The sequence below is a fragment of the Aquincola agrisoli genome, assembly GCF_036621135.1.
Taxonomy (GTDB): domain Bacteria; phylum Pseudomonadota; class Gammaproteobacteria; order Burkholderiales; family Burkholderiaceae_C; genus Aquincola; species Aquincola agrisoli.
This window is the reverse complement of the sequence record NZ_JAZIBG010000056.1, coordinates 41,171-62,095: the sequence shown is the minus strand read 5'-3', so window position 1 is coordinate 62,095 and position 20,925 is coordinate 41,171. Positions and strand designations below refer to the sequence as shown.

The window sequence follows — 20,925 nt, the reverse complement described above, 5'->3', positions numbered from 1 at the left end:
CATGAAACTCAAGCTCGCCTTCGCCGCCGCCACGCTCGCGCTCGCGGCCGCCCACGCCCATGCCGACAACCCGAAGCTGCGCGTGGCCGGCAGCCTGGTCTCGGGCGGCATGATCCAGCAGCACAAGGAGCAGCCCTTCTTCGAGAACTTCGCGAAGAACACCGGGCTCCCGCTGGATGCCGAATACAAGCCCGTGGACGTGCTCGGCGTGAAGGACGCCGACGGCCTGCGCATCATCAAGTCGGGCCTCTTCGACATCGTCGCGCTGCGGCTCGCGCAGGTCTCGCGCGACGAGCCCTTTTTCCTCGGCCCCGACCTCGTCGGGCTGTCGACCGACTACGACACCGCGCGCAAGGTGGTCGACGCCTACAGCGAGGCCTTCGACAAGCGCCTGCAGGAGCGCCACGGCGCCAAGTTGCTCGGCACCTACCCGTTCGGGCCGCAGGTGCTGTTCTGCAAGGGCGCCGTCACCGGGCTGGCCGATCTGAAGGGCAAGAAGGTGCGCGTGAGCGACCTGTCGCTGGCCAAGTTCATCGAGAAGCTCGGCGGCATCCCGGTGACCCTGGCCTTCGGCGAGACCCAGCAGGCGCTGGAGCGCGGCGTGGCCGACTGCGCCATCACCGGCCCGAGCTCCGCCAATTCCGCGGGCTGGCCCGAGGTGACCACGCACGTGATGCCGATCGGCTTCCAGATCCACCTGGTCGCCTACGCGATGAACCTGAAGAAGTGGCAGGCGCTGCCGGCCGACCAGCAGGCCAAGCTGGCCGCGGCCTTCAAGCGGTACGAGGCCGATACCTGGGCCTACTCGCGCGAGCTGTGGAACGACGCCTCGCGCTGCAACGTCGGCCAGCAGCCCTGCAACGGCAAGCGCTACGCGCTGAAGGAGGTGCCCGCCACCGCCGCGGACCGGAAGGTGGTGCGGGACGCGCTCACCTCGGTGTCGCTGCCGCTGTGGGCCGAGATCTGCGACAAGTCGTTCGACAAGTGCTCGGCCACCTGGAAGCAGGCGCTGGGGCCGGTGATCGGCCTGAAGTGATCCGTCAACCGTTCAAGACAGAGGAACCCTCATGAAAGCCCACTTCACATTCGTCGCGGCGGCGCTCGCGCTCGCCCTGCCGGCGCAGGCCGACAACCTCAAGCTGCGCGCCGCCGGCAACCTGGTGGCCACCGGCCTCATCCAGCAGACCAAGGAGCAGCCCTTCTTCGAGCAGTTCGCGAAGAACACCGGCCTGCCGATCGACATCGACTACAAGCCGATGGACGTGCTCGGCGTCAAGGACGCCGACGGCCTGCGGGTGCTGAAGTCGGGGCTGTTCGACATCGTGACGCTGCGGCTCGCGCAGGTCTCTCGCGACGAGCCGTTCTTCCTGGGGCCCGACGTGGTCGGGCTGTCGACCGACTACGACACTGCGCGCAAGGTGGTCGACGCCTACCGCGAGGCGTTCGACAAGCGCCTGCAGGAGCGCCACGGCGGCAAACTGCTGGGCATCTACCCCTTCGGTCCGCAGGTGCTGTTCTGCAAGGTGCCGGTCGGCGGCCTCGCGGACCTGAAGGGCAAGAAGGTGAGGGTGTACGACCAGTCGCTCGCCAAGTTCATCGAGAAGCTCGGCGGCATCCCGGTGACCATCCCGTTCGGCGAGACGCAGCAGGCGCTCGAGCGCGGCGTGACCGACTGCGCCATCACCGGTCCCAGCTCCGCCAACTCCGCGGGCTGGACGGAGGTGACCACGCATTTCATGCCCATCGGCTTCCAGATCGCGCTGAACGCCTACGCGATCAACCTGAGCAAGTGGAACGCGATGACGCCCGACCAGCGCAGCAAGCTGGCCGAGGCCTTCCGCAAGTTCGAGGGCGAGCTCTGGTCCTATTCCCGCGAGCTGTACGAAGACGCGGTACGCTGCAACGTCGGCAAGGACCCCTGCAAGACGGTGAAGAAGTACGCGCTGAAGGAAGTGCCCGTGACGCCGGCCGACATCCAGCTCGTGCGCGATGCGCTCACCACCGTCTCGCTGCCCACCTGGAGCGAGCTGTGCGACAAGAGTTACGACAAGTGCTCGGCCACCTGGAAGCAGGTGCTCGGCCCGGTGGTGGGCATCAAGTGAGCGAGGCCGAGCTCTGGCGCCTCGGCGCCACCGAACTGCAGCGCCGCTACCGCGAGCGCAGCCTGACGCCCACCGCGGTGGTGCGTGCGGTGCTCGACCGGCTGGACGCCGTGAACCCGCGCATCAACGCCGTGGTGGCACGGCGCGACGAGGCGGTGCTCGCCGAGGCGGAGGCCTCGACGCAGCGCCATGCCCAGGGGCAGGCGCTGTCGCCGCTCGACGGCGTGCCGCTCACGCTGAAGGACAGCCTCTACAGCGCCGACATGCCCACCACCTGCGGCACGCCCGCGCTGCGGGACCACTGCATCGGCCACGACGAGCTGGCGGCGGCACGCGCGCGGCAGGCGGGCGGCCTGCTGCTCGGCAAGACCAACGTGCCGGAGTTCGCCAACGAGGGTTACACGGCCAACCCGGTGTACGGCGTGACCGGCAACCCCTGGGCGCCCGCGCTCACGCCGGGCGGCTCCAGCGGCGGCGCGGTCGCCGCGGTCGCCGCCGGCATCGGGCCGGTGGCCATCGCGCAGGACGGGGGCGGCTCGATCCGCCGGCCGTCGTCGCACACCGGGCTCGTCGGCCTCAAGCCGTCGTTGAGCGCCTGGCCGCGCGAGCACGCCCTGCCGGGCCTGCTGCTCGATTTCGACTGCATCGGGCCGGTTGCCCGCACGGTGGCCGATGCACGCCTGCTGTTCGAGGTGCTGCGCGGGCCGGCGGCGGCCGACCGTTCGTCGATGGCGGCGGCCTGGGCGGCGGCGCAGCCCCGCCGCGGCGGGCCGCTGCGCATCCTCTACGTCGAGCACCTCGATGCCAACCCGCTCGACCGCGAGATCGCCGCCAGCTGCGCCGAAGCGGTGGCGCACCTGGCGGCGCTGGGCCACCGCGTGGAGCGTGGCGCGCTCCCGCTGGACGTGGGCTTCGTGATGCAGGCGTGGCAGCAGATCGGCCAGGTGGGCCTGGCGGCGATGTTCGACGACCATCCCGACTGGGAGGCCCAGGCGAGCGCCAAGTACCGCGAGGCGGCCGAGGCCGGGCGCCGTGTGGGTGGTGCGCGCGTGTGGCAGATCATGGAGCGGGTGAGGGCGCTTCGGCGCGAGAGCGCCGCGATGTTCGAACGCTGCGACGTCATCGTGATGCCGGCGGCGGCCGCGCTGCCCTGGCCTGCCGACCAGGCCTATCCGCCGGTGATCGACGGCCAGCCCGTCGGCCCGCGCGGGCACGCGGCCTACACCGGCTGGGTCAACGCGGCCGGCCTGCCGGGGCTGGCGCTGCCGGCATCGCCTTCGCGCGAAGGGCTGCCGATCGGCATCCAGCTGATCGGTCCCTATGGGCAGGACGACATGCTCTTCGACCTCGCGGCCGCCTACGAGCAGCGTGCGCCCTGGGCCCACCGATGGCCCACACTGTGACACCCGCCACCTGATACCTCCCCATGGATCCCATCTCCAGCGCCGTCCAGGCACTCGTCCAGGCCCGCCGCAGTGGCGGTGCCGTCTCCGCCGCCCAGCATCCGCTGGCCGACGACGATGCGGCGTATGCCGTGCAGGCCGGCGTCGCGCGTGAACTCGGCTGGTTCGCCTCGGCACCCCCGAGCCACTGGAAGAGCGGCGGCCCCTCGCGCGAGGCGGTGCTGACGCATGCGCCGCTGCCGCCCCCGGGCGCGTGGGCCAGCCCGGCGTCGGGCAGCGCCTGGCCCTTGCGGCTGCGGGGCATCGAGGCCGAGGTGGCGCTGCGGCTCGGCCGCGATGTCGATGCGCGGCAGGCGGCCGGGCTGGACGTCGAGTCGGCGCGGGCCTGGGTCGATGCGATGTGCGTGTCGATCGAGATCGTCGAATCGCGCTGGGCCGAAGGCATCGAGGCCCCGGCGCCGTGCAAGCTCGCGGACCTGCAGTCCCACGGCGCCCTGGTGCTCGGCGCGTGGCGGCCCTTCGAGGCCAGGGACTGGGCCCGCCAGGTTTGCCGTGTGACGATCGGCCCCGGCGCCGAGCAGCGCTTCACCGGCACCCATTCGCTCGGCGATCCGGCTTTCCTGCTGCCGGCCTGGCTGCGCCATGCGACGCGGGACGGCGCGGTGGTGAAGGCCGGCACCGTCGTCACGACGGGCACCTGGTGCGGGCTGCCGTTCGCCCGGCCGGGCGACCTCGTGGAGGTGGTGTTTGACGGCATGGGCAGCGCGAGCGTGCGCGTGTAGCCACGACCCTGCAGGCGCCGCGGCCGACTCGATCACAATCTTGCAGGATCGGGGATACGGAGCACGGGATCGATGCCAACTGCACGGGTGGTCACCCTGGCCCATGTGGCGGCCGCTGCGGGCGTCAATGCGTCCACCGCATCGAAGGTGCTCAACGGCGATGCGGCGGTGCGGGTGGGGCCGGACACGCGGGCGCGCATCCTGGCGGCCGCCAAGGCCCTGGGCTACCGCCCCAATGCGCTGGCGCGCGGCTTGCGCACCGCGCGCTCGCACATGCTGGGCATCGCGGTGCCGCAGTTGGAAAACCCCGTGTTCCCCGAGATCATCCTCGGCGCCGAGACCGCGGCGCGCGAGCGCGGCTATTCGCTGCTGATCTCGCATTCCGGCGAGGCCGACGGCGATGCCCGCCTGTACGAGGCGCTCGCCGCGGTCAGCCGCGTCGACGGCCTGCTGGTGGCCACGCTGGAGGACGAGGCCGTGCTGGCATCGGCCCTGGCACGCAGCACCGTGCCCTTCGTGGTGATCAACCGCAAGCTGGAGGGCATCGCCAACCATGTGGTGTTCGACAGCTTCGCCGCCGCGCGCGTGGCCACCGAGCACCTGCTGTCGCTGGGCCACCGCCGCATCGCGCACCTCGCCGGCCGCACCGAGGGCTACAACGGCACGCGCCGGCTGGCCGGCTACCGGGCGGCGCTGGAAGCCGCCGGCCTCGTGTTCGATCCGTCGCTCGTGGTGGCCGCCGGCTACACCGTGGAGGGCGGCGAAGCCGCGATCCGCGAGCTGCTCGGCCGTGGCGCCGGCTTCACCGGCATCGTCGCGGCCACGGTGCTGACGGCGGCCGGCGCGATGAAGGTGCTCCATGCCACCGGGTTGCAACTGCCGTCGCAGATGTCGATCGTGGGCATCCATGACGCCGCGATCGCCGACATGCTGCATCCCCCGTTGACCACCGTGCGGCTGCCCCTGCGGGAGATGGGCTCGGTGGCGACCCACGGATTGATCGACCTGCTCGAGGGCCGCATCGGGCAGGTCGAGTGCACGCTGCCGATCGAGCGGCTCGTCGCACGGCAATCCTGTGCCGCCCCGCTAGGTAGTCGCCCCTAGCTAGAAGTCCCGAGGAGGTTCCCGTTGACGGCACGGGGGCGCGATCCGATGATTGGAAAATCGATTGCTCAACTCGGGCATCGCTTTATCAAGGAGTCCAGATGCCTTGTTTGACGTCACCACCGGTCCGCGCGGAACGGAGTGCGGCATGAGCCAGCCGCTGGCCCAAGGGCTGCGCGCGCAGCGGGCGCCGGCCTGGCTGGAGCCGCTGGCCGGCCTGCTCGGCGAGGGCCATCTGTTGACCTCCGCCGCCGACCTGTGGGCCTACGCCCGCGACCGCCTGCCCTACGCCACCTTCCACGTGCGTGATGGCGACCTGCCCGGCACCCTGCCCACCGCGGTGGCCTGCCCGGGCGGCATCGAGGAGCTGCAGGCCGTGGTGCGGCTGGCGCGCGCGCAGGGCGTGCCGCTGATCCCCTTCGGCGCAGGCTCGGGCGTGCTCGGCGGCACGGTGCCGCTGGACCATGAGCTGATGGTCGACCTGAAGCGCCTGAACCGCGTGATCGAGCTCAACGAGACCGACGCCAGCGTGACGGTGCAGGCCGGCATGAACGGCGGGCAGTTCGAGGCCTGGCTCAACGACCGCGGCTACACCTGCGGCCACCTGCCGCAATCGCTGTACATGTCGACCGTGGGCGGCTGGGCGGCGTGCCGCGGCGCGGGCCAGAACTCGACCCGCTTCGGCAAGATCGAGGACATCGTGCTCGGCCTGGCTGCGGTGCTGCCCGACGGCCGCGAGCTGCGTGTTCGGCCCGTGGCGCGCCGCGCGGTGGGCCCCAGCGTCAAGGACCTGCTGGTGGGCTCCGAAGGCAGCTTCGGCATCATCACCGAGCTGACCCTGCGCGTGTGGCGGCTGCCGGAAGCGCGGCACGGCGTCGTGCTGGGCTTCCCCTCGCTGCAGGCGGGGCTGGACGCGCTGCGCACGGTGATGCAGCGCGAGCTGCGACCGGCCGTGGTGCGGCTCTACGACGCCGAGGAATCGGCCCAGCGCGGCAAGGAGGCCGGCATCGGGGCCGCGCTGCCCATCCTGGCGATCCTCGAGTTCTGCGGGCTGCCCCGGCTCGCCGCGCTGGAGCGCGACCTGGCGCTCGAGATCGTGGCCGGCGAGGGCGGCGTGGTGCTCGCCGACGGCCCCTACCGGCACTGGATGCAGCACCGCTACGAGTCCTACTCGCCGCAGTGGCAGTCGCGCGACCACTTCATGGACACGATCGAGGTCACCGGCGGCTGGAGCCAGCTGCCGCAGATGTACGAGCGCATCCGCGACGGGTTGCGCGCGCTGTCGCCCGGCATGTACTTCGGCACGCACTGGTCGCACGTGTACCCGGAAGGCGCCTGCCAGTACATGACGCTGCGGCTGCCGCCGATGGCCCGCGACGAGGCGCTGCGCCTGCATCGCCAGGCGTGGGACGTGGCGCAGCGCGTGTGCCTGTCGCTGGGCGGCTCGATCAGCCACCACCACGGCGTGGGCGTGTTCCGCAATCCGTGGCTGAAGGAAGAGCTGGGCGTGGGGCTGGAGCTGCTGCAGGGCCTGAAGGACCACCTCGACCCCGCCAACCTGTTCGTGCCCGGCAAGCTCGCCCTGCGCGGGCGGGCAGGGGCGGTCGACATCGCCGCCGCCGGCGGCACCACCGGGGAGCATGCATCGTGATCGAAGGCCGGGACCTGTTCCGTTTCTGCGCCTGCTGCCCCAACCCCTGCCGGCGCGCGGTGCCGGCGGGCGACGACGGCCTGCAGACCGAATCGCAAACCCCGTCGGCGCTGTCGCTGATCGCGCTGGCCGTGATCGACGGCGCGTTGCCGTTCGACGAGGGCACGCGCCGGGCGCTCGCGCGCACCGCCGCCGCGCATGCCTGCCGGCCGGCATGCCCCTACGGCTTCGACATCGCGGGTGCGATCGATGCCTTCCGCAGCCAGCAGGAGCCGGCCGATGCACAGTCCCGCTGAGTCGTCGGTGCTGGGCATCGACATCGGTGCCGGCAGCCTGAAGACCACCGTCGTCGACGGCCTCGGACGCGAGCGCGGCAGTGCCTCGCGCGACTTCTCGACCCGCACGCCGCAGCCGGGCTGGAGCGAGCAGGACCCGCAGGACTGGTGGCAGGCGCTGTGCGACACGGTGCCCCGTGCGCTGGCCGATGCCGGCCTGCCGGCGTCGTCGGTCCGGGCGGTGGCGTTCAGCGCCGGCGCGCACACGCCGGTGCTCACCGACGCGCAGCACCGTGTGCTGCGGCCGGCCATCCTGTGGAACGACCAGCGCAGCGGCGCGGAGGCGGCCGAGCTGCAGCAGGCGCACGGCGCGCGCATCCTGTCCGTCGCGCTGAACCGGCCCACGCCCACCTGGACGCTGCCGCAGCTGAGGTGGCTGCGCCGCCACGAGCCGCAGGTGGCCGATGCGGTGCGGCACGTCTACGTGGCCAAGGACTGGCTGCGGGCGCAGCTCACCGGCGACTGGCACACCGACGTCACCGACGCCGTCGGCACGCTGCTCTGGGATCACGCCGGCCACCGCTGGTCGCCCGAGCTGTGCGCCATGGCGGGCTGGGACGTGTCCACCCTGCCGCCGGTGGTGGCGCCCACCGACGTGGTGGGGGCGGTGACCGAGGCGGCCAGCCGCGCCTGCGGCCTGCCGGCCGGCACGCCGGTGGTGTGCGGCACCTCCGACACCTCCTGCGAGTCGTATGGCGCGGGCTCCGATGCGCCCGGCTGCGGCGTGGTCAAGCTGGCCACGGCGGGCACCGTCAGCATCGTCGGCGACCAGCCGCGCGTGCACCCGACGCTCATCAACTACCCCTTCGCGATTCCCGGGCTCTGGTACACCATCACCGGCACCAACGGCTGCGCCTCGGCCCACCGCTGGCTGCGCGACCGCTTCTTCGCGCGGCCCGGCGACAGCGGCTCCGCCGTGTTCGCCGAGATGGACCGCCTGGCCGCGCAGGCCCCCGCGGGGGCCGACGGGCTGCTGTTCCATCCCTACCTGCAGGGCGAGCGCGCCCCCTACTGGGATCCGCTGCTGCGGGCCGACTTCGTGGGCATGACGCTGCGGCACGAGCCCGGCCACTTCGTGCGCGCGCTGTACGAGGGCATCGCGCTGTCGCTGCGCGACGTGCTGGGCGAGTTCCGCGCGCAGGGCCTCGACATGGTGGAGGCCCGCATCGTCGGCGGCGGCGCACGCAGCGCCACCTGGCGCCAGGTCGTGGCCGATGCGCTGGGCGTGCGCATCGTGCTGCCCGCGGTCACCGACGCATCGTTCGGCGCCGCGCTGCTCGCGGGCGTGGCCTGCGGCTTCTTCGAGGACGAGCGCAGCGCCGCGCGCCATGGCCAGGGCAGCCGTGCGGTGCACGAGCCCGATCCGGCGCGCAGGGCGCTCTACGACGACCTGTTCGGCCTCTACAAGGAAACGCAGCAGGCGCTGGCCGGCATCAACCACCGGTTGCACGACTTCGCGCGCAGCGCGGCGGCGGGAGCCTGAGGCATGGCCGAGATCGTTCTGAAGCAGGTCGAGAAGACCTACGGCAACGTGACCGCGGTGCATCCGCTGGACCTGCACATCCGGGACGGCGAGCTCACGGTGTTCGTGGGTCCCTCGGGCTGCGGCAAGTCGACCACGCTGCGCATGGTGGCGGGCCTGGAGGACACCAGTGCCGGCCAGATCCTGATCGGCGGCAAGGACGTGACGCGCCTGGAGCCGAAGGACCGCAACATCGCGATGGTCTTCCAGAACTACGCGCTGTATCCGCACAAGACGGTCTACGAGAACCTCGCGTTCGCGCTGCGCATGCGCGGCCAGGAACGCGCGCAGATCGAGCAGCGGGTGCAGTGGGCGGCGCAGATGCTGGGCATGGAGTCGCTGCTGCAGCGCAAGCCGCGGCAGCTGTCGGGCGGGCAGATGCAGCGCGTGGCGCTCGGGCGGGCGCTGGTGCGCGAGCCCGACGTGTTCCTGCTCGACGAGCCCCTGTCCAACCTCGATGCCAAGCTGCGGCTGCGCATGCGCGACGAGATCGCCCGGCTGCACCGGGCGCTGAAGACCAACATGATCTACGTCACGCACGACCAGGTCGAGGCGATGACGCTGGGCGATCGCATCGTCGTGATGAAGGACGGCCGCATCCAGCAGGTGGGCGCACCGCTGGAGGTGTACGACCGGCCGGCCAACCGCTTCGTCGCGGGCTTCATCGGGGCACCGGAGATGAACCTGCTGGACGGCGCCCTCGCGCGGGAGGGCGGCGTGCTGCAGGTCCGCTGCGGTCCGCTGCTGCTGCCGCTGCCGGCGCACCTGCAGCCTGCGTCGCCGGACGCCCGGCGCGTGGTGCTGGGCGTGCGGCCCGAGCATGTGCTGCCCGTGGCCGCCGGCACGCCCGGCGCGCTGGCGGCCAGGGCCGTGCAGGTCGAGCAGATGGGTGCCTACACGCTGGCCACGTTCGAGGCCGAGGGCCTGCGGCTGCGCGCGATGCTGTCGCGCGACGAGGCCGTGGCCTGGGGCGACACCCGCACGCTGGGCCTCGATGCGCAGCGCCTGCACCTCTTCGATTCCGAAACCGGCGCCTCGATGGGCCGGGCCTTGTCCAACCACGCTGGAGGATGACATGTTCGACCACGACAAGCGCAGCGCGGGCGCCCAACGCCGCCGCATCACCAAGGCACTGGGCGCCGCGGCGCTCACGGGTCTGGCCGCACCCTTCGTCAACGCGCAGCAGAAGACGCTGCGCTTCCTCAACTGCGAGCCGGGCCGCGACAACGTGCGCGCGATGAAGGTGGCCGCGGCCGAGTACGAGCGTGCCACCGGCGTGCGCGTGGTGGTCGATACCGTGCCGCCCGACCAGGTGTACGACAAGCTGCAGGCCTCGATCTCCGCCGGCACGCCCTACGACATCTCGGGCCTGATCTTCGTGGCCCACGTGGTGCTGCTGGCGCAGGCCAACAAGCTGGTGCCGCTGACGGAACTGATGAACCGCCACAAGTGGGGGCCGCGCATCCGCTTCCCGGTGAAGGGCCAGGACTACTGGTACCCCTACGACTACAACTTCTGCTGGATGTACTACCGCAAGGACCTGTTCGAGCAGAAGGGCCTGAAGGTGCCGACCTCCTGGGACCAGGTGCTCGACAACGCGAAGGCGCTGACCGACGGGCAGCGCTTCGGCATCTCGCACCCGATCGGCTCCAACGGCGCGGGCCAGTGGATGTCGATCGGCTACATGTGGGCCGACGGCGTGAAGCTGCTCGACGACAAGTTCGCGCTGCTGCTCGAGACGCCCGCGATGCGGCAGAAGTTCGCGGCCTACCTCGACTTCATGAAGAAGCTGTCGCCGTCGATGCCGCCCGGCATGTCGCAGGCGCTGTTCGCGACGGTGATCGGCCAGTACTCCGGCAACCAGGCGGCGATGGTGCCGTACGCCGGCCGGCTGATGGAGGTGCTGGAGGACCGCAGCCCCGAGCTGGCGGGCAAGACGGGCTTCTTCATGTACCCCGATTCGGCCGGCAAGCAGGTGGCGGTGAACCACGGCTACGACGGCTGGGTGGTGGTGGACACGCCGATGCGCGAGGAGTCGATGAAGTTCATGGCCTGGTTCACCGAGAACCAGTACATCAACTTCCTGCACTCGGCGCCGCTGCACTTCCAGCCGCCGCGCATGGACGTGTACGACGACCGCCGCTGGCGCGCGCACCCGCTGATCGAGAAGCACGGCGAGCTGGTCGACTTCATGCGCAGCATCCTCACGCGCGACGACGTGGTGATCCGCTCGGTGGACACCGAGGGCCCGGCGCCCGACGTGCGGCCCGGCAAGATGTTCGAGAGCTTCGGCATCATGGAGGCGCTGCAGAACCGCCTGCTGAAGGACATGCCGGCGCCGGAGGCGACCGAGCTCGCGGTGCGCAAGCTCAAGGCCGCGCTGGCCTGACGCGGCGGCGATGCGCGGCTTCACCACGCCCACCGACCGCATCATCCTGGCGGCCTTCGTGCTGTCGGTGGTGCTGGTCGGCGCGCTGATCGCGGTGCCGGTGCTGCACGCGGTGCAGCTGTCGTTCTACCAGGCGCAGTCGTTCGTCAGCGAGCGGCAGTTCGTCGGGCTCGCCAACTACACGCGGGTGCTGGCCGACCCGCTGTTCTGGAAGGCCTTTGCGCTCGGCCTCGGCTTCGCGGTGGTCGCGATGGGGCTGCAGCTCGTGCTGGGCATTGGCTTCGCGATGCTGCTGAACCGGCCGTTCCCGGGGCGGGCGCTGGTGCGCGGCGCCGCGGTGCTGCCCTACCTGCTGCCCACCGTGGTGATCGCGGTCACCGCCCACTGGCTGCTGGACGGCGCCTTCGGCCTCTTCACGCTCTGGGCGCAGCAGATGGGCTTCGGCCGGCCGGCCTGGTACGACCACCCGGTGTCGGCCGCGCTGCTGGTCATCATCGCCAGCGTGTGGACCTGGACGCCGTTCGTCACCATCACTTTCCTGGCCGGCCTGCAGACCATTCCCTCGAGCCTCTACGAGGCCGCGCGGGTGGACGGCGCCGGCGCCTGGATGCGCTTCTGGCATGTGACGCTGCCGATGCTCAAGCCGGTGCTGTTGGTGGTGGTGCTGCTGCGCTCGATCTGGATGTTCAACAAGTTCGACATCGTGTGGCTGCTCACCAAGGGCGGGCCGCTGGGCGCCACCGAGCACCTGCCGGTGCTGTCGTACCGCAAGGCCTTCAACCAGTTCGACGTGGGCGGCGGCGCGGCCGTGGCCACGCTGTCGTTCCTGGTGCTGTCCGTGATGATCGCGATCTACTTCTGGCGGTTTCCGCTCGACGACAAGGCGGCCTCATGATCGACCGACGCATCGGCGCCATGCCGTTCTGGGCGCGTGCCGCGCTGTGGCTGGGCACCGGCCTGATGTGCCTGTGGTCGCTGTTCCCGATCTACTGGATGGTGGTGTCGAGCCTGCGGCCGCCGCGCGACCTGTTCGCGCCGCCGAAGCTGCTGCCCGATCGCATCGACTGGCAGTTCGAGAACTACACGATGCTGCTGCAGCTGACCGACTACGCGCAGCAGTTCCGCAACAGCCTGGTGGTGGCCTCGGTGGTGGTGGCGGTGACGCTGGTGCTGTCGATCGTGATCGCCTACACCGTCACGCGCTACCGGGTGCGGGGCAAGTCGGCCATCGTCGGCGGCATGCTGTACGCCTACATGTTCCCGCCGCTGCTGCTGGCGATCCCCATGCTGTCGATCTTCGCGCGCATGGGGCTGGCCGACCACCTGCTGTCGGTGGTGCTGGCGCACTGCACGCTGACGCTGCCGCTGGGTGTGTGGCTCTTCTGGGGCTTCTTCAAGGGCATGCCCTTCGACCTGGAGGAGGCGGCGATGGTCGACGGCTGCACTCGGCTGGGCGCCTTCGTGCGCGTGGTGCTGCCGCTGTCGCTGCCGGGCATCGTGACGGTGGCGATCTTCGCGTTCCTGCTGTCGTGGACGGACTACGTCTTCTCGTTCGTGCTGGTCTCCAGCGATTCGAACCTGACGCTGCCGGTGGGGCTGGCCGCCATCCTCGGCACCTTCGATGCGCGCTGGGGCGAGGTGATGGCGGGCGCCACCCTCATCGCCGCGCCGCTGTTCGTGATCTTCGTGTTCCTCAGCCGCTATTTCATTCAGGGCCTGGCGGCGGGCGCGGTCAAGGGGTAGGGCGATGGACTTCGGGTTGCAGGGCAGGGTGGCGCTGGTCACCGGCGGGGCGCGCGGCATCGGGCTGGCCGAGGGGCAGGCCCTGGCCGCCGAAGGCTGCGTGCTGGCGCTGGTCGACCTGGACGGGGAGGCGGCCGAGGCCGCCGCTGCCGGGCTGCGGGCCGCGGGCGCCCGGGTCGAGCCCTTCGCGGGCGACGCCGCCGACGAAGCCACCGCGCGCCGGGTGGTGGACGAGGTGGTGCGGCGCTGCGGCCGGCTGGACATCCTGGTCAACAACGCCGGCATCGGCGTGAAGCCCGCCTGGCCTGTGGCCGACATGCCCTACGAAGCCTGGCAGCGCATGCTGGGCGTGCACATGGACAGCACCTTCCTCTGGTCCCGCGCGGCGATCCCGGCGATGGCCGCCCACGGCTTCGGCCGCATCGTCAACACCTCGTCGATGAACTTCACCGGCGGGGGCCGGCCCGGCGTGGCGCACTACAGCGCGGCCAAGGCCGGCATCGCCGGCTTCACCCGGACCCTGGCCAAGGAGGTGGGGGCGATGGGCATCACGGCCAACGCGGTGGCGCCGGGCTACGTGGCGACCGACCTCATCGCCGGCTTCACGCCGCAGATGCATGCGCTGCTCGCCCGGCAGAACCCGGTGGGCCGCACCTGCCGGCCCGACGAGGTGGCGGCCGCGGTGGCCTTCCTGTGCTCGCGGCAGGCGGCCTTCATCAACGGCGCGCTGCTGTGCATCGACGGCGGCCGCCGCGACTTCGCCTGGGAGGCCTGAATGGACGAGCCCGTCACGATCGGTGCGATGTGCGTCATCGGCTTCCCGGGCCGCTACGTGCAGGGCCCGGGCGCGTTGTCGCTGCTGGGCACGCTCACCGCGGAGCTGGGCGCGCGGCGGCCGGTGCTGGTCAGCGACGACGTGGTCGAGCGGCAGCTGGGGGACCGGGTGCCGCAGGCGCTGGCGGCCGCGGGGCTCCCGCACTGCCGGCTGCGCTTCGGCGGCGAATGCACGCGCGCGGCGGTGGCCGACCTGGCGGCGCAGGCGCGTGCCGCCGGGGCCGACGCGGTGATCGCGCTCGGCGGCGGCAAGACGATCGACACCGCCAAGGGCGTGGCGCGCGAGCTGGGCGCCGCGCTGCTGGTCGCGCCCACCGTCGCGTCCAACGATGCCCCGACCTCTCGGCTCATCGTGCTGTACGACGAAGCCCACCGGCTGGTCGGCGTCGACATGCTCGCGCGCAACCCGGACGTGGTGCTGGTCGACACCGCGGTCATCGTGCGGGCGCCGCTGCGCTTCTTCCGCGCCGGCATCGGCGATGCGATCTCCAAGCGCTTCGAGGCGGCGCAATGCGCGGGCTCGGGCGGTCGCAACTTCTTCGGCGGCCGGCCGCCGGACATCGCCGGCGTGATGGCCGATCGCTGCCATGCGGTGATCGTGCGGCACGGCGCGCAGGCGCTGGCCGCGGTGGCCGCGCAGCAGTGCGACGCGGCGGTGGAGGCGGTGACGGAGGCCACCGTGCTGCTCAGCGGCCTCGGCTTCGAGAGCGGCGGGCTGTCCCTGTCCCATGCGCTGCTGCGCGGGCTGACCGCGGTGCCGTCCCTGGCCGGCGCGCTGCACGGCGAGATGGTGGCCTTCGGGACGATGGTGCAGCTGCAGCTGGAGCAACGGCCCGAGGCGGAGCAGGCCGCGCACGCCGCGCTGCTGCTCGGCCTGGGGCTGCCGGTGACGCTGGAGGGGCTGGGCCAGGCCGAGTTGCCTGCCGGCCTGCTCGACGAAGTGGCCCGGCTGACGATGCAGGCGCCGTACATCGGCCACTTCGAGCGGCCCCTGACGGCGCCCGCCATCGCGCAGGCGGTGCTGGCCGCGGACGCGCGGGGACGGGCGCTGCAGGCGCAACGCCCCGCGGGGTGATCACGCCGTCGCCTCGGTGATGCGCCACAGGCGCAGCGCCACGTGGAGCTCCAGGGCGCGCGCCGCCACGCCCCAGTGGCCGAGCAGCGACTCGATCGTGATCAGGCGCTGGCGCATCGTGTTGACGTGGATGCCGAGCTGCTGCGCGGTGGTCTTGGCGTTCTGGTTGTTGTCGAAGTAGCTCAGCAGCGTGAGCGCCAGGTCGGTGCCGCGCTTGCCGTCGTAGTCCAGCAGCGGCCCGATGGTGGCGTGCATGAACTCCGCCAGGCTGGCGCGGTCGTGCGTCTCGAACAGCACCGAGTACAGCGCCAGCTCGTTCTGGCCGACGATGTCGCCGCGGATGCCCAGCTGCTCCAGCACGGGCAGCGCGCGCCGCAGCGAGGCGTACAGCCCCGGCAGCGCAGCCACGCCGCTCACCGGGCGCGAGAGCACGCCGCGGTGCACCGCACGCAGCTCGTTGCGCAGGCAGGCCTGCACCGCGAGCCGGACGTCGGCGGCCTGCGCGCCGTGGCTGAGGACGACGACCACGTCGTCCATCTCGTCGACCAGCGTCTGCGCCAGCGGCGGCAGGTGGCGCAGCCGCCGCGCCACGAAGCCCGCGCTGGGCGTCTCGGCGACCAGCAGCAGGAGCGACAGCGGCTGCGCAAGGTTGAGGCCGAAGCGCTCAGCCCGGTTCGCCAGCACCGCCGCGGCCTCCTGCCGGATCGAGACCAGCGAGCGCAGCAGCGTGGTGGCGCTGCGGCTCTTGTCGGCTTCGATGCGCTCCTGCGACAGCAGCACCACGCCCACGATGGCCGCGCTGCGCTCGAAGGTGCGCACGCTGAACTCGTCGCGTTCGCCGCGGTGGAACAGCGCGATGGCGCCCAGCACGTCGTGGCCGCCGAACACCATCATCACGCGGCAGGTCTCGTCGCCGATCCGGCAGGCCACCGCCGAGCGCCCGCTGCGCCGGCTCTCGCGCAGGGCCTGGCCGATCGCGGCGCTGTGCGCGCCGTTGGGCGAGTAGCCGAGCAGGGCCGGGCTGTCGTAGCCGTCGCACCGCCCGGCGCTCACTTCCTGCGCCGCCTCGTTCATCACCAGCACCGCGCCGTCCAGGAGCTGCGCTACGAGCTGGCACAGCGTGGCGAGCGAGGCCCCGCGCGCCAGCTGCGAGGTCATCTGCTCGTGCGCCTCGGCCGCGGCCTGGATGCTGCGCAGGTGCTGCTCGACCCGGGCACGGGACTGGCCGGCATGTTCCAGCGCCGCATTGGCGCGGTCGAAGTCGCGCGCGTTGCGCATCGCCACCGCCGCATGCGTGGCAAGCGCGCCCAGGATGGCGATGTCCTGCGCGGCGTGCGTGCGGTGGTAGCGGTCGGCCACGAACAGCAGGCCGATCACCTCGTGGTCGTGCACCAGCGGGATGCCCACCAGCGAGACGATGCCTTCGGCGCGGAAGGTGGCGTCCAGCGCGGCGTCGTGCTCGAAGCGGTCGTCGTTCAGGTAGTCGGTGGTGGAGAAGGGCAGCCGCGTGGACAGCACCACGCTGGCCACGCCGTGCTGGCGCCGCGCCACCATGTGCTGCGTGCTGTTGGCCAGCGCGCCGTCCACCACCACCACCCGGAACTCGTGGCGTTCGGCGTCGTAGATCGACAGCCACGCCACCTCGCCGCTCATCAGCCGGCGCGCCCGGCTGACGATGGCCTGCAGCAGGTCGGTCAGGTCGAGCCGGCTGGACAGGTCCTGCGTCGACTCGATGACCGCCAGCATGCCGCGCTCGCGCTGCTGCAGCTGCTCCATCCGGTTGCGCACCGCCATGGCCATGCGCACGGTCTCCACCAGGGCGTTGCGGTCGCCCGGGAGGGCGGGCGCCGCCTCCACCCGGGCCAGGCGCTGCGCGAACTCGTCCGCGCCGGCGCCCTGGTGCAGCAGCCTCACCAGATCGCAACCCAGGTACAGGATGTCGTCGGTCGGGGGACTGCTCTTCATGCGTGCTCCTGCGGGCCCGCAGGCTAGCAGAGGACGGCGCGGCCGCTCAGTTGGCGCAGGTGAAGGACGCCGCCGTGTTGGCGTCGCCCGAGCCCTTGTACTGCGGCCACTTCGGGTGGTCGCACAGCGGCCGCGTGCGGCCGGGCACGCCCGCGGTGTCGGTCGTCACCGGGTTGGCCGGCGCGGTGCCGTTCTCCACCCACCGCTCCAGGGCGGTCAGCGAGTCCCAGGTCGCGTTGAACGTGGTGCTCACCGCATGCCCGTAGCCGGGGACCTCGTAGTACCGCGCGAAGCTGTCGACCGCCGTGTCGCCGAAGGCGGCGCGCAGCCGCTGCCAGTACTGCGCGGTGGCGCGGGAGCTGACCAGCACGTCCGACAGGCCATGGGCCAGCAGCAGCTTGCCGCCGCGGGCCATGAAGGCGGAGAGGTCGCTGCTCACGTCCAGCAGGGTGCTCAGCTCGCTCAGGCGGGCGGCCCAGGGACCGGGGTTCTCCGGGTCCAGCGACAGGCTGTCGTAGGCGGTGTCCCGCGTCACGCCGTACCTGATCACCTGGTCGAGCTGCTGGCTGATGTAGGGCGCGGTGGGCGGCATCGGCATCGCGGGCGGCGTGGTGCCGAGGTTGAGGAAGGTGACCGTGGGCTGCAGTGGCGACGGGTTCGTGGTGATGCCCAGGTCGGCTCCCCACACGTTGTAGCCCGGATAGCCCTGCGAGCCGCTGGCGAGGAAGAAGTTGAAGCGCGTCTCGGTGTTCATCGTCTTCAGCGCCGCGATCTGCGCATCCGACAGGCAGGTGTCGCCGCTGTCCAGCCCGCCGGGGCAGCGCAGCGGCGCACCACGCAGCGAGGCGGTGGCGGGATCGAACACCGCGTTGCAGCGCACCTGGTTGCCGATGAGCCCGTCGGCCAGGCCGTCCAGCGCGTCGCAGGCCTCCAGCGCCGCGTCGCGCACCAGGACCCGCTTGGCCGTGTTGGGGTAGGCGCCGGGCTGCGCCAGCGCCCGGCTCGAGCGGTGTCCGCCCAGCATGGCCGAGAGCTGGTTCCATGCGGGGTACCACGCGATGATGCCGTCCCAGTCGGCCGGCCAGCGCTGGGCCACCGAGAGCGCCTCGCGGCCGCCGGTGGAGCCGCCGGCGAAGTAGGCCCGTGCGGGCTCGCCGGCCGCATAACGGGCCTCGATGACGAACACCGCCGCGTCGCGCGTCTTCTTCAGCGCCTGGCCGCCGAAGTTGCGCATCGCCTCGTCGTTCAGCTGGAAGCGCCCGTCCAGCGAGCCGGCGGCGTTGGCCTGGTGGCCGGAATCGCTGGCGAAGGTGGCGTAGCCGCGGCCCAGCGGCACGGGCTGGTCCGTCGGGCCGGCCGGCACGTTGCCTGCCACGTTGGGCACGGTGCCGTCCAGCCCGCCGCCGCCGAACATCACCGCCTTGCCGTTCCAGGCGGAGGGCAGCGCCACGCGGAACACGATGTTCGGCGCCGTGCCGTCGACCGGCGCGATGCTGCCGGTGACGCGGCAGTATTCGGGCAGCGCCGCCACCCCCGTGCCGGCGGCGGGCACCACCACCGCTTCGGTGATGCTGCCGCCCTGCGTCGGCAGGCCGATGGCGGCGGCGGGGATCGCGAGGCCCGCCAGGTCGGCGCAGGCCCGCGGCATGGCGGCCGGGGGGGCGGGCTCGCCGTCGCCGTCGCCGTCGCCGCCGCACGCGCTCAAGGCTGCCAGGCTCGCGCTGCAGATCAACAGCGTCAGGCTGCGCGGGTGTGCATTCTTCATCGTCGTCTCCTGTGGTCGTTGGAAAGGCCGGGACGATCGTAGGAAGGCCGGGGCGGTGCATGGGGGCCGATGCACTCGAAGAACACAGCGCACGGCCGCCGGCATGTGCGCCGGTGACATAGGGGCGCGGGCGATGCGCGGGGAGACTGCGGGCAACCGCCACGGAACACCTGCATGCACCTCCTCGACACCCTGCGCCCCGCCCCCGGCCTCCGGGTCCTCGTCACCGCCGGCGCCAGCGGCATCGGCGCCGCCGTGGCCGCGGCCTTCCGCGATGCCGGCGCGCGGGTGCACATCTGCGACATCGATGCCGCCGCGGTCGCCCGGTTCATCGCCGACCACCCGGGCACCACGGGCAGCGTGGCCGACGCCGCGGTGCCGGCCGATGTGGACGTGGTGTTCGACGACGTGCGGTCGGCGCTGGGCGGCCTGGACGTGCTGGTGAGCAACGCTGGCATCGCCGGCCCCACCGGCCCCATCGAGTCGCTCGACGAGAACGGCTGGGTGCGCACGATCGACGTCAACCTGAACAGCCAGTACTACTTCGCGCGCCGTGCGGTTCCGCTGCTGAAGGCCTCCCGGGCCCATCCCTGCCTGATCGCCATGGGCTCGGTCGCCGGGCGGCTGGGCTATCCGTTCCGCACGCCTTACGCGGCCAGCAAGTGGGGCCTGGTCGGCCTGTCGCAATCGCTGGCCATCGAGCTGGGCCCGCACGGCGTGCGCGCCAACGCCATCCTGCCGGGCACGGTGGAGGGCGACCGCATGAACGCGGTGATCGCGGCGCGCGCCGCGGCCACCGGTGCCAGCGTCGAGGCCACGCGCCAGGCCTACCTCGACAAGATCTCGCTGCGCCGCATGGTCACGACCGACGACGTGGCGGCGATGGCGCTGTTCCTGTGTTCGCCCGCGGCGCGCAACGTCACGGGACAAGCCATCAGCGTCGACGGCAACGTCGAGTACCTCTGACCGACCACCCCCATACCTACAGGAGACACGACATGACCCGCTTCCCCCGTTCCGCACGCACGTCCGCATGGACGCTCGCCCCGCTGGCCGCGCTGCTTGCAGGCGCCGCCCAGGCCGCGCCGGTGAAGATCGGCGTGCTCGAGACGCTGTCCGGCCCGCAGGCCTCGTCCGGCCAGGCCTACCGCGCCGCGGTGCGCTACGCGGTGGACAAGCTGAATGCCGCCGGCGGCTGGAACGGCGAGCCGGTGCAGGTGCTGGAGTACGACAACCAGGGCGGCCCGGCCGGCGCCTCCGACAAGCTCAAGGCCGCCATCGCCGACGGCGTGCAGATCGTGGTGCAGGGCGCCTCGTCGGCCATCGGCGGCCAGATCACCGAGGACGTGCGCAAGCACAACCTGCGCAATGCGGGCCGCGAGATCGTCTACATCAATGTGGGCGCCGAGGCCCAGGAGCTCACCGGGGAGAAGTGCAACTACCACCACTTCCGGTTCGCCGGCAATGCGCCGCTGCGCATCAAGGCGCTGGTGCAGGCGATGAAGCAGGCGCAGGCGCTGGGCGGCAAGGTCTACGCCATCAACCAGAACTACTCGTGGGGCCAGGACATGGAGCGCGCCATCGTCGACTACGCGCCCACGGGCGGCTACCAGGTGGTCGAGAAGACGCTGCACGACGTCAACAAGATCCAGGACTTCGCGCCCTACGTGGCCAAGATCGTCGCCTCGGGCGCGGACACCGTGCTGACCGGCAACTGGTCGAACGACCTGCTGCTGCTGATGAAGGCGTCGAAGGCCGCCGGGCTGAAGGCGCGCTTCGGCACCGTCTACCTGGACCAGCCGGGCAACCTGTCGAATGCCGGCGAGCTGGCGGTGGGGCACTTCGTCGCCCATGCCTTCAACCCCGAGGCCGGCGGCGCCGAGGGCGAGCGCTTCGTGGCCGACTACCGCGCCAAGACCGGCCACGACCCGGTGTTCATCGAGCCGCAGACGGTGTTCGGGCTGGAGATGGTGGGCGAGGCGCTCAAGCGCACGCGCCCCGAGAACGGCGCGCTCAACGTCAACGCCTTCGCCGCCGCGCTGGAAACCGCCCGGCTGAAGACGCCCATCGGCGAGATGAGCATGCGCGCGGCCGACCACCAGGTGCTGCTGCCGATGGTGGTCTCCGTCGTCGCCAAGGACGCGAAGTACAAGGTGGACAACACCGACCTGGGCTTCAAGCCGGTGAAGGTGTTCACCGCCGAGGAAGTGGCCGCCCCGGTGCAGGCCAGCTGCAAGATGCAACGCCCCCGCTGA

Annotated in this window: 18 protein-coding genes; 16 read left to right on the top strand and 2 right to left on the bottom strand. The window is 71.8% G+C overall.

Annotation, left to right across the window (positions count from 1 at the left end):
* The first annotated feature begins 1 nt into the window (after position 1).
* The 14 genes from V4F39_RS25425 (at position 2) to V4F39_RS25360 (ending at position 14,940) form a co-directional block, all read left to right on the top strand.
* Entirely contained in the window at positions 2-1,036 is a 1,035-nt protein-coding gene (locus V4F39_RS25425; RefSeq protein ID WP_332293041.1) for a TRAP transporter substrate-binding protein, read from the top strand.
* A 31-nt stretch (positions 1,037-1,067) separates the two neighbouring features.
* Entirely contained in the window at positions 1,068-2,102 is a 1,035-nt protein-coding gene (locus V4F39_RS25420; RefSeq protein ID WP_332293040.1) for a TRAP transporter substrate-binding protein, read from the top strand.
* Entirely contained in the window at positions 2,099-3,505 is a 1,407-nt protein-coding gene (locus V4F39_RS25415) for an amidase (protein WP_332293039.1), read from the top strand. Before V4F39_RS25420 ends, V4F39_RS25415 begins: the two co-directional genes overlap by 4 nt.
* Positions 3,506-3,528: 23 nt before the next feature.
* The gene (locus tag V4F39_RS25410) at positions 3,529-4,287 is read left to right on the top strand and encodes a fumarylacetoacetate hydrolase family protein (RefSeq protein ID WP_332293038.1); all 759 of its coding nucleotides are present in this window, start codon (positions 3,529-3,531) and stop codon (positions 4,285-4,287) included.
* 72 nt (positions 4,288-4,359) lie between these two features.
* Positions 4,360-5,391, top strand: a complete 1,032-nt coding sequence (locus V4F39_RS25405) for a LacI family DNA-binding transcriptional regulator (protein WP_332293037.1) — start codon at positions 4,360-4,362, stop codon at positions 5,389-5,391.
* 148 nt (positions 5,392-5,539) lie between these two features.
* Positions 5,540-7,042 (top strand): FAD-binding oxidoreductase, encoded by a 1,503-nt coding sequence (locus V4F39_RS25400; protein WP_332293036.1) that lies wholly within the window; start codon positions 5,540-5,542, stop codon positions 7,040-7,042.
* A complete protein-coding gene (locus V4F39_RS25395) occupies positions 7,039-7,338 on the top strand; it encodes a hypothetical protein (RefSeq protein ID WP_332293035.1) in 300 nt (99 codons plus the stop codon). Before V4F39_RS25400 ends, V4F39_RS25395 begins: the two co-directional genes overlap by 4 nt.
* Positions 7,322-8,860 carry a xylulokinase gene (locus tag V4F39_RS25390; protein ID WP_332293034.1) on the top strand — a complete coding sequence of 513 codons (1,539 nt, stop codon included), beginning with the start codon at positions 7,322-7,324 and terminating at the stop codon, positions 8,858-8,860. Before V4F39_RS25395 ends, V4F39_RS25390 begins: the two co-directional genes overlap by 17 nt.
* Positions 8,861-8,863: 3 nt before the next feature.
* A complete protein-coding gene (locus V4F39_RS25385; RefSeq protein ID WP_332293033.1) occupies positions 8,864-9,973 on the top strand; it encodes an ABC transporter ATP-binding protein in 1,110 nt (369 codons plus the stop codon).
* Position 9,974: 1 nt separating this feature from the next.
* Positions 9,975-11,288, top strand: a complete 1,314-nt coding sequence (locus V4F39_RS25380; RefSeq protein WP_332293032.1) for an ABC transporter substrate-binding protein — start codon at positions 9,975-9,977, stop codon at positions 11,286-11,288.
* Positions 11,289-11,298: 10 nt separating this feature from the next.
* Positions 11,299-12,183 (top strand): carbohydrate ABC transporter permease, encoded by an 885-nt coding sequence (locus tag V4F39_RS25375; RefSeq protein WP_332293031.1) that lies wholly within the window; start codon positions 11,299-11,301, stop codon positions 12,181-12,183.
* Positions 12,180-13,031, top strand: coding sequence for a carbohydrate ABC transporter permease (locus V4F39_RS25370; RefSeq protein ID WP_332293030.1), 852 nt, complete (start codon positions 12,180-12,182; stop codon positions 13,029-13,031). Before V4F39_RS25375 ends, V4F39_RS25370 begins: the two co-directional genes overlap by 4 nt.
* Before the next feature lie 4 nt (positions 13,032-13,035).
* On the top strand, positions 13,036-13,806 hold the full coding sequence (locus tag V4F39_RS25365) for an SDR family NAD(P)-dependent oxidoreductase (RefSeq protein WP_332293029.1): 771 nt from the start codon (positions 13,036-13,038) through the stop codon (positions 13,804-13,806).
* Positions 13,807-14,940 (top strand): glycerol dehydrogenase, encoded by a 1,134-nt coding sequence (locus tag V4F39_RS25360; RefSeq protein ID WP_332293028.1) that lies wholly within the window; start codon positions 13,807-13,809, stop codon positions 14,938-14,940.
* Here V4F39_RS25360 and V4F39_RS25355 read toward each other — a convergent pair whose 3' ends face one another.
* Complete coding sequence (locus V4F39_RS25355; RefSeq protein ID WP_332293027.1) at positions 14,941-16,905, bottom strand: helix-turn-helix domain-containing protein; 1,965 nt, start codon at positions 16,903-16,905, stop codon at positions 14,941-14,943. It abuts the gene before it with no gap.
* Positions 16,906-16,951: 46 nt separating this feature from the next.
* A complete protein-coding gene (locus V4F39_RS25350; protein WP_332293026.1) occupies positions 16,952-18,670 on the bottom strand; it encodes a tannase/feruloyl esterase family alpha/beta hydrolase in 1,719 nt (572 codons plus the stop codon).
* A 174-nt stretch (positions 18,671-18,844) separates the two neighbouring features.
* Between V4F39_RS25350 and V4F39_RS25345 the strand changes: the two genes are divergently transcribed.
* Both V4F39_RS25345 and V4F39_RS25340 read left to right on the top strand, forming a co-directional pair.
* Entirely contained in the window at positions 18,845-19,636 is a 792-nt protein-coding gene (locus tag V4F39_RS25345) for an SDR family oxidoreductase (RefSeq protein ID WP_332293025.1), read from the top strand.
* A 32-nt stretch (positions 19,637-19,668) separates the two neighbouring features.
* Positions 19,669-20,925, top strand: a complete 1,257-nt coding sequence (locus tag V4F39_RS25340; RefSeq protein ID WP_332293024.1) for a branched-chain amino acid ABC transporter substrate-binding protein — start codon at positions 19,669-19,671, stop codon at positions 20,923-20,925.

What these genes read in the sequence shown, in the direction of transcription:
- V4F39_RS25425 (WP_332293041.1), top strand. Translation starts at nt 2, where the DNA reads ATGAAACTCAAGCTCGCCTTCGCCGCCGCCACGCTCGCGCTCGCGGCC.
- V4F39_RS25420 (WP_332293040.1), top strand. Translation starts at nt 1,068, where the DNA reads ATGAAAGCCCACTTCACATTCGTCGCGGCGGCGCTCGCGCTCGCCCTG.
- V4F39_RS25410 (WP_332293038.1), top strand. Translation starts at nt 3,529, where the DNA reads ATGGATCCCATCTCCAGCGCCGTCCAGGCACTCGTCCAGGCCCGCCGC.
- V4F39_RS25405 (WP_332293037.1), top strand. Translation starts at nt 4,360, where the DNA reads ATGCCAACTGCACGGGTGGTCACCCTGGCCCATGTGGCGGCCGCTGCG.
- V4F39_RS25400 (WP_332293036.1), top strand. Translation starts at nt 5,540, where the DNA reads ATGAGCCAGCCGCTGGCCCAAGGGCTGCGCGCGCAGCGGGCGCCGGCC.
- V4F39_RS25390 (WP_332293034.1), top strand. Translation starts at nt 7,322, where the DNA reads ATGCACAGTCCCGCTGAGTCGTCGGTGCTGGGCATCGACATCGGTGCC.
- V4F39_RS25385 (WP_332293033.1), top strand. Translation starts at nt 8,864, where the DNA reads ATGGCCGAGATCGTTCTGAAGCAGGTCGAGAAGACCTACGGCAACGTG.
- V4F39_RS25380 (WP_332293032.1), top strand. Translation starts at nt 9,975, where the DNA reads ATGTTCGACCACGACAAGCGCAGCGCGGGCGCCCAACGCCGCCGCATC.
- V4F39_RS25375 (WP_332293031.1), top strand. Translation starts at nt 11,299, where the DNA reads ATGCGCGGCTTCACCACGCCCACCGACCGCATCATCCTGGCGGCCTTC.
- V4F39_RS25370 (WP_332293030.1), top strand. Translation starts at nt 12,180, where the DNA reads ATGATCGACCGACGCATCGGCGCCATGCCGTTCTGGGCGCGTGCCGCG.
- V4F39_RS25365 (WP_332293029.1), top strand. Translation starts at nt 13,036, where the DNA reads ATGGACTTCGGGTTGCAGGGCAGGGTGGCGCTGGTCACCGGCGGGGCG.
- V4F39_RS25360 (WP_332293028.1), top strand. Translation starts at nt 13,807, where the DNA reads ATGGACGAGCCCGTCACGATCGGTGCGATGTGCGTCATCGGCTTCCCG.
- V4F39_RS25355 (WP_332293027.1), bottom strand. Translation starts at nt 16,905, where the DNA reads ATGAAGAGCAGTCCCCCGACCGACGACATCCTGTACCTGGGTTGCGAT.
- V4F39_RS25350 (WP_332293026.1), bottom strand. Translation starts at nt 18,670, where the DNA reads ATGAAGAATGCACACCCGCGCAGCCTGACGCTGTTGATCTGCAGCGCG.
- V4F39_RS25345 (WP_332293025.1), top strand. Translation starts at nt 18,845, where the DNA reads ATGCACCTCCTCGACACCCTGCGCCCCGCCCCCGGCCTCCGGGTCCTC.
- V4F39_RS25340 (WP_332293024.1), top strand. Translation starts at nt 19,669, where the DNA reads ATGACCCGCTTCCCCCGTTCCGCACGCACGTCCGCATGGACGCTCGCC.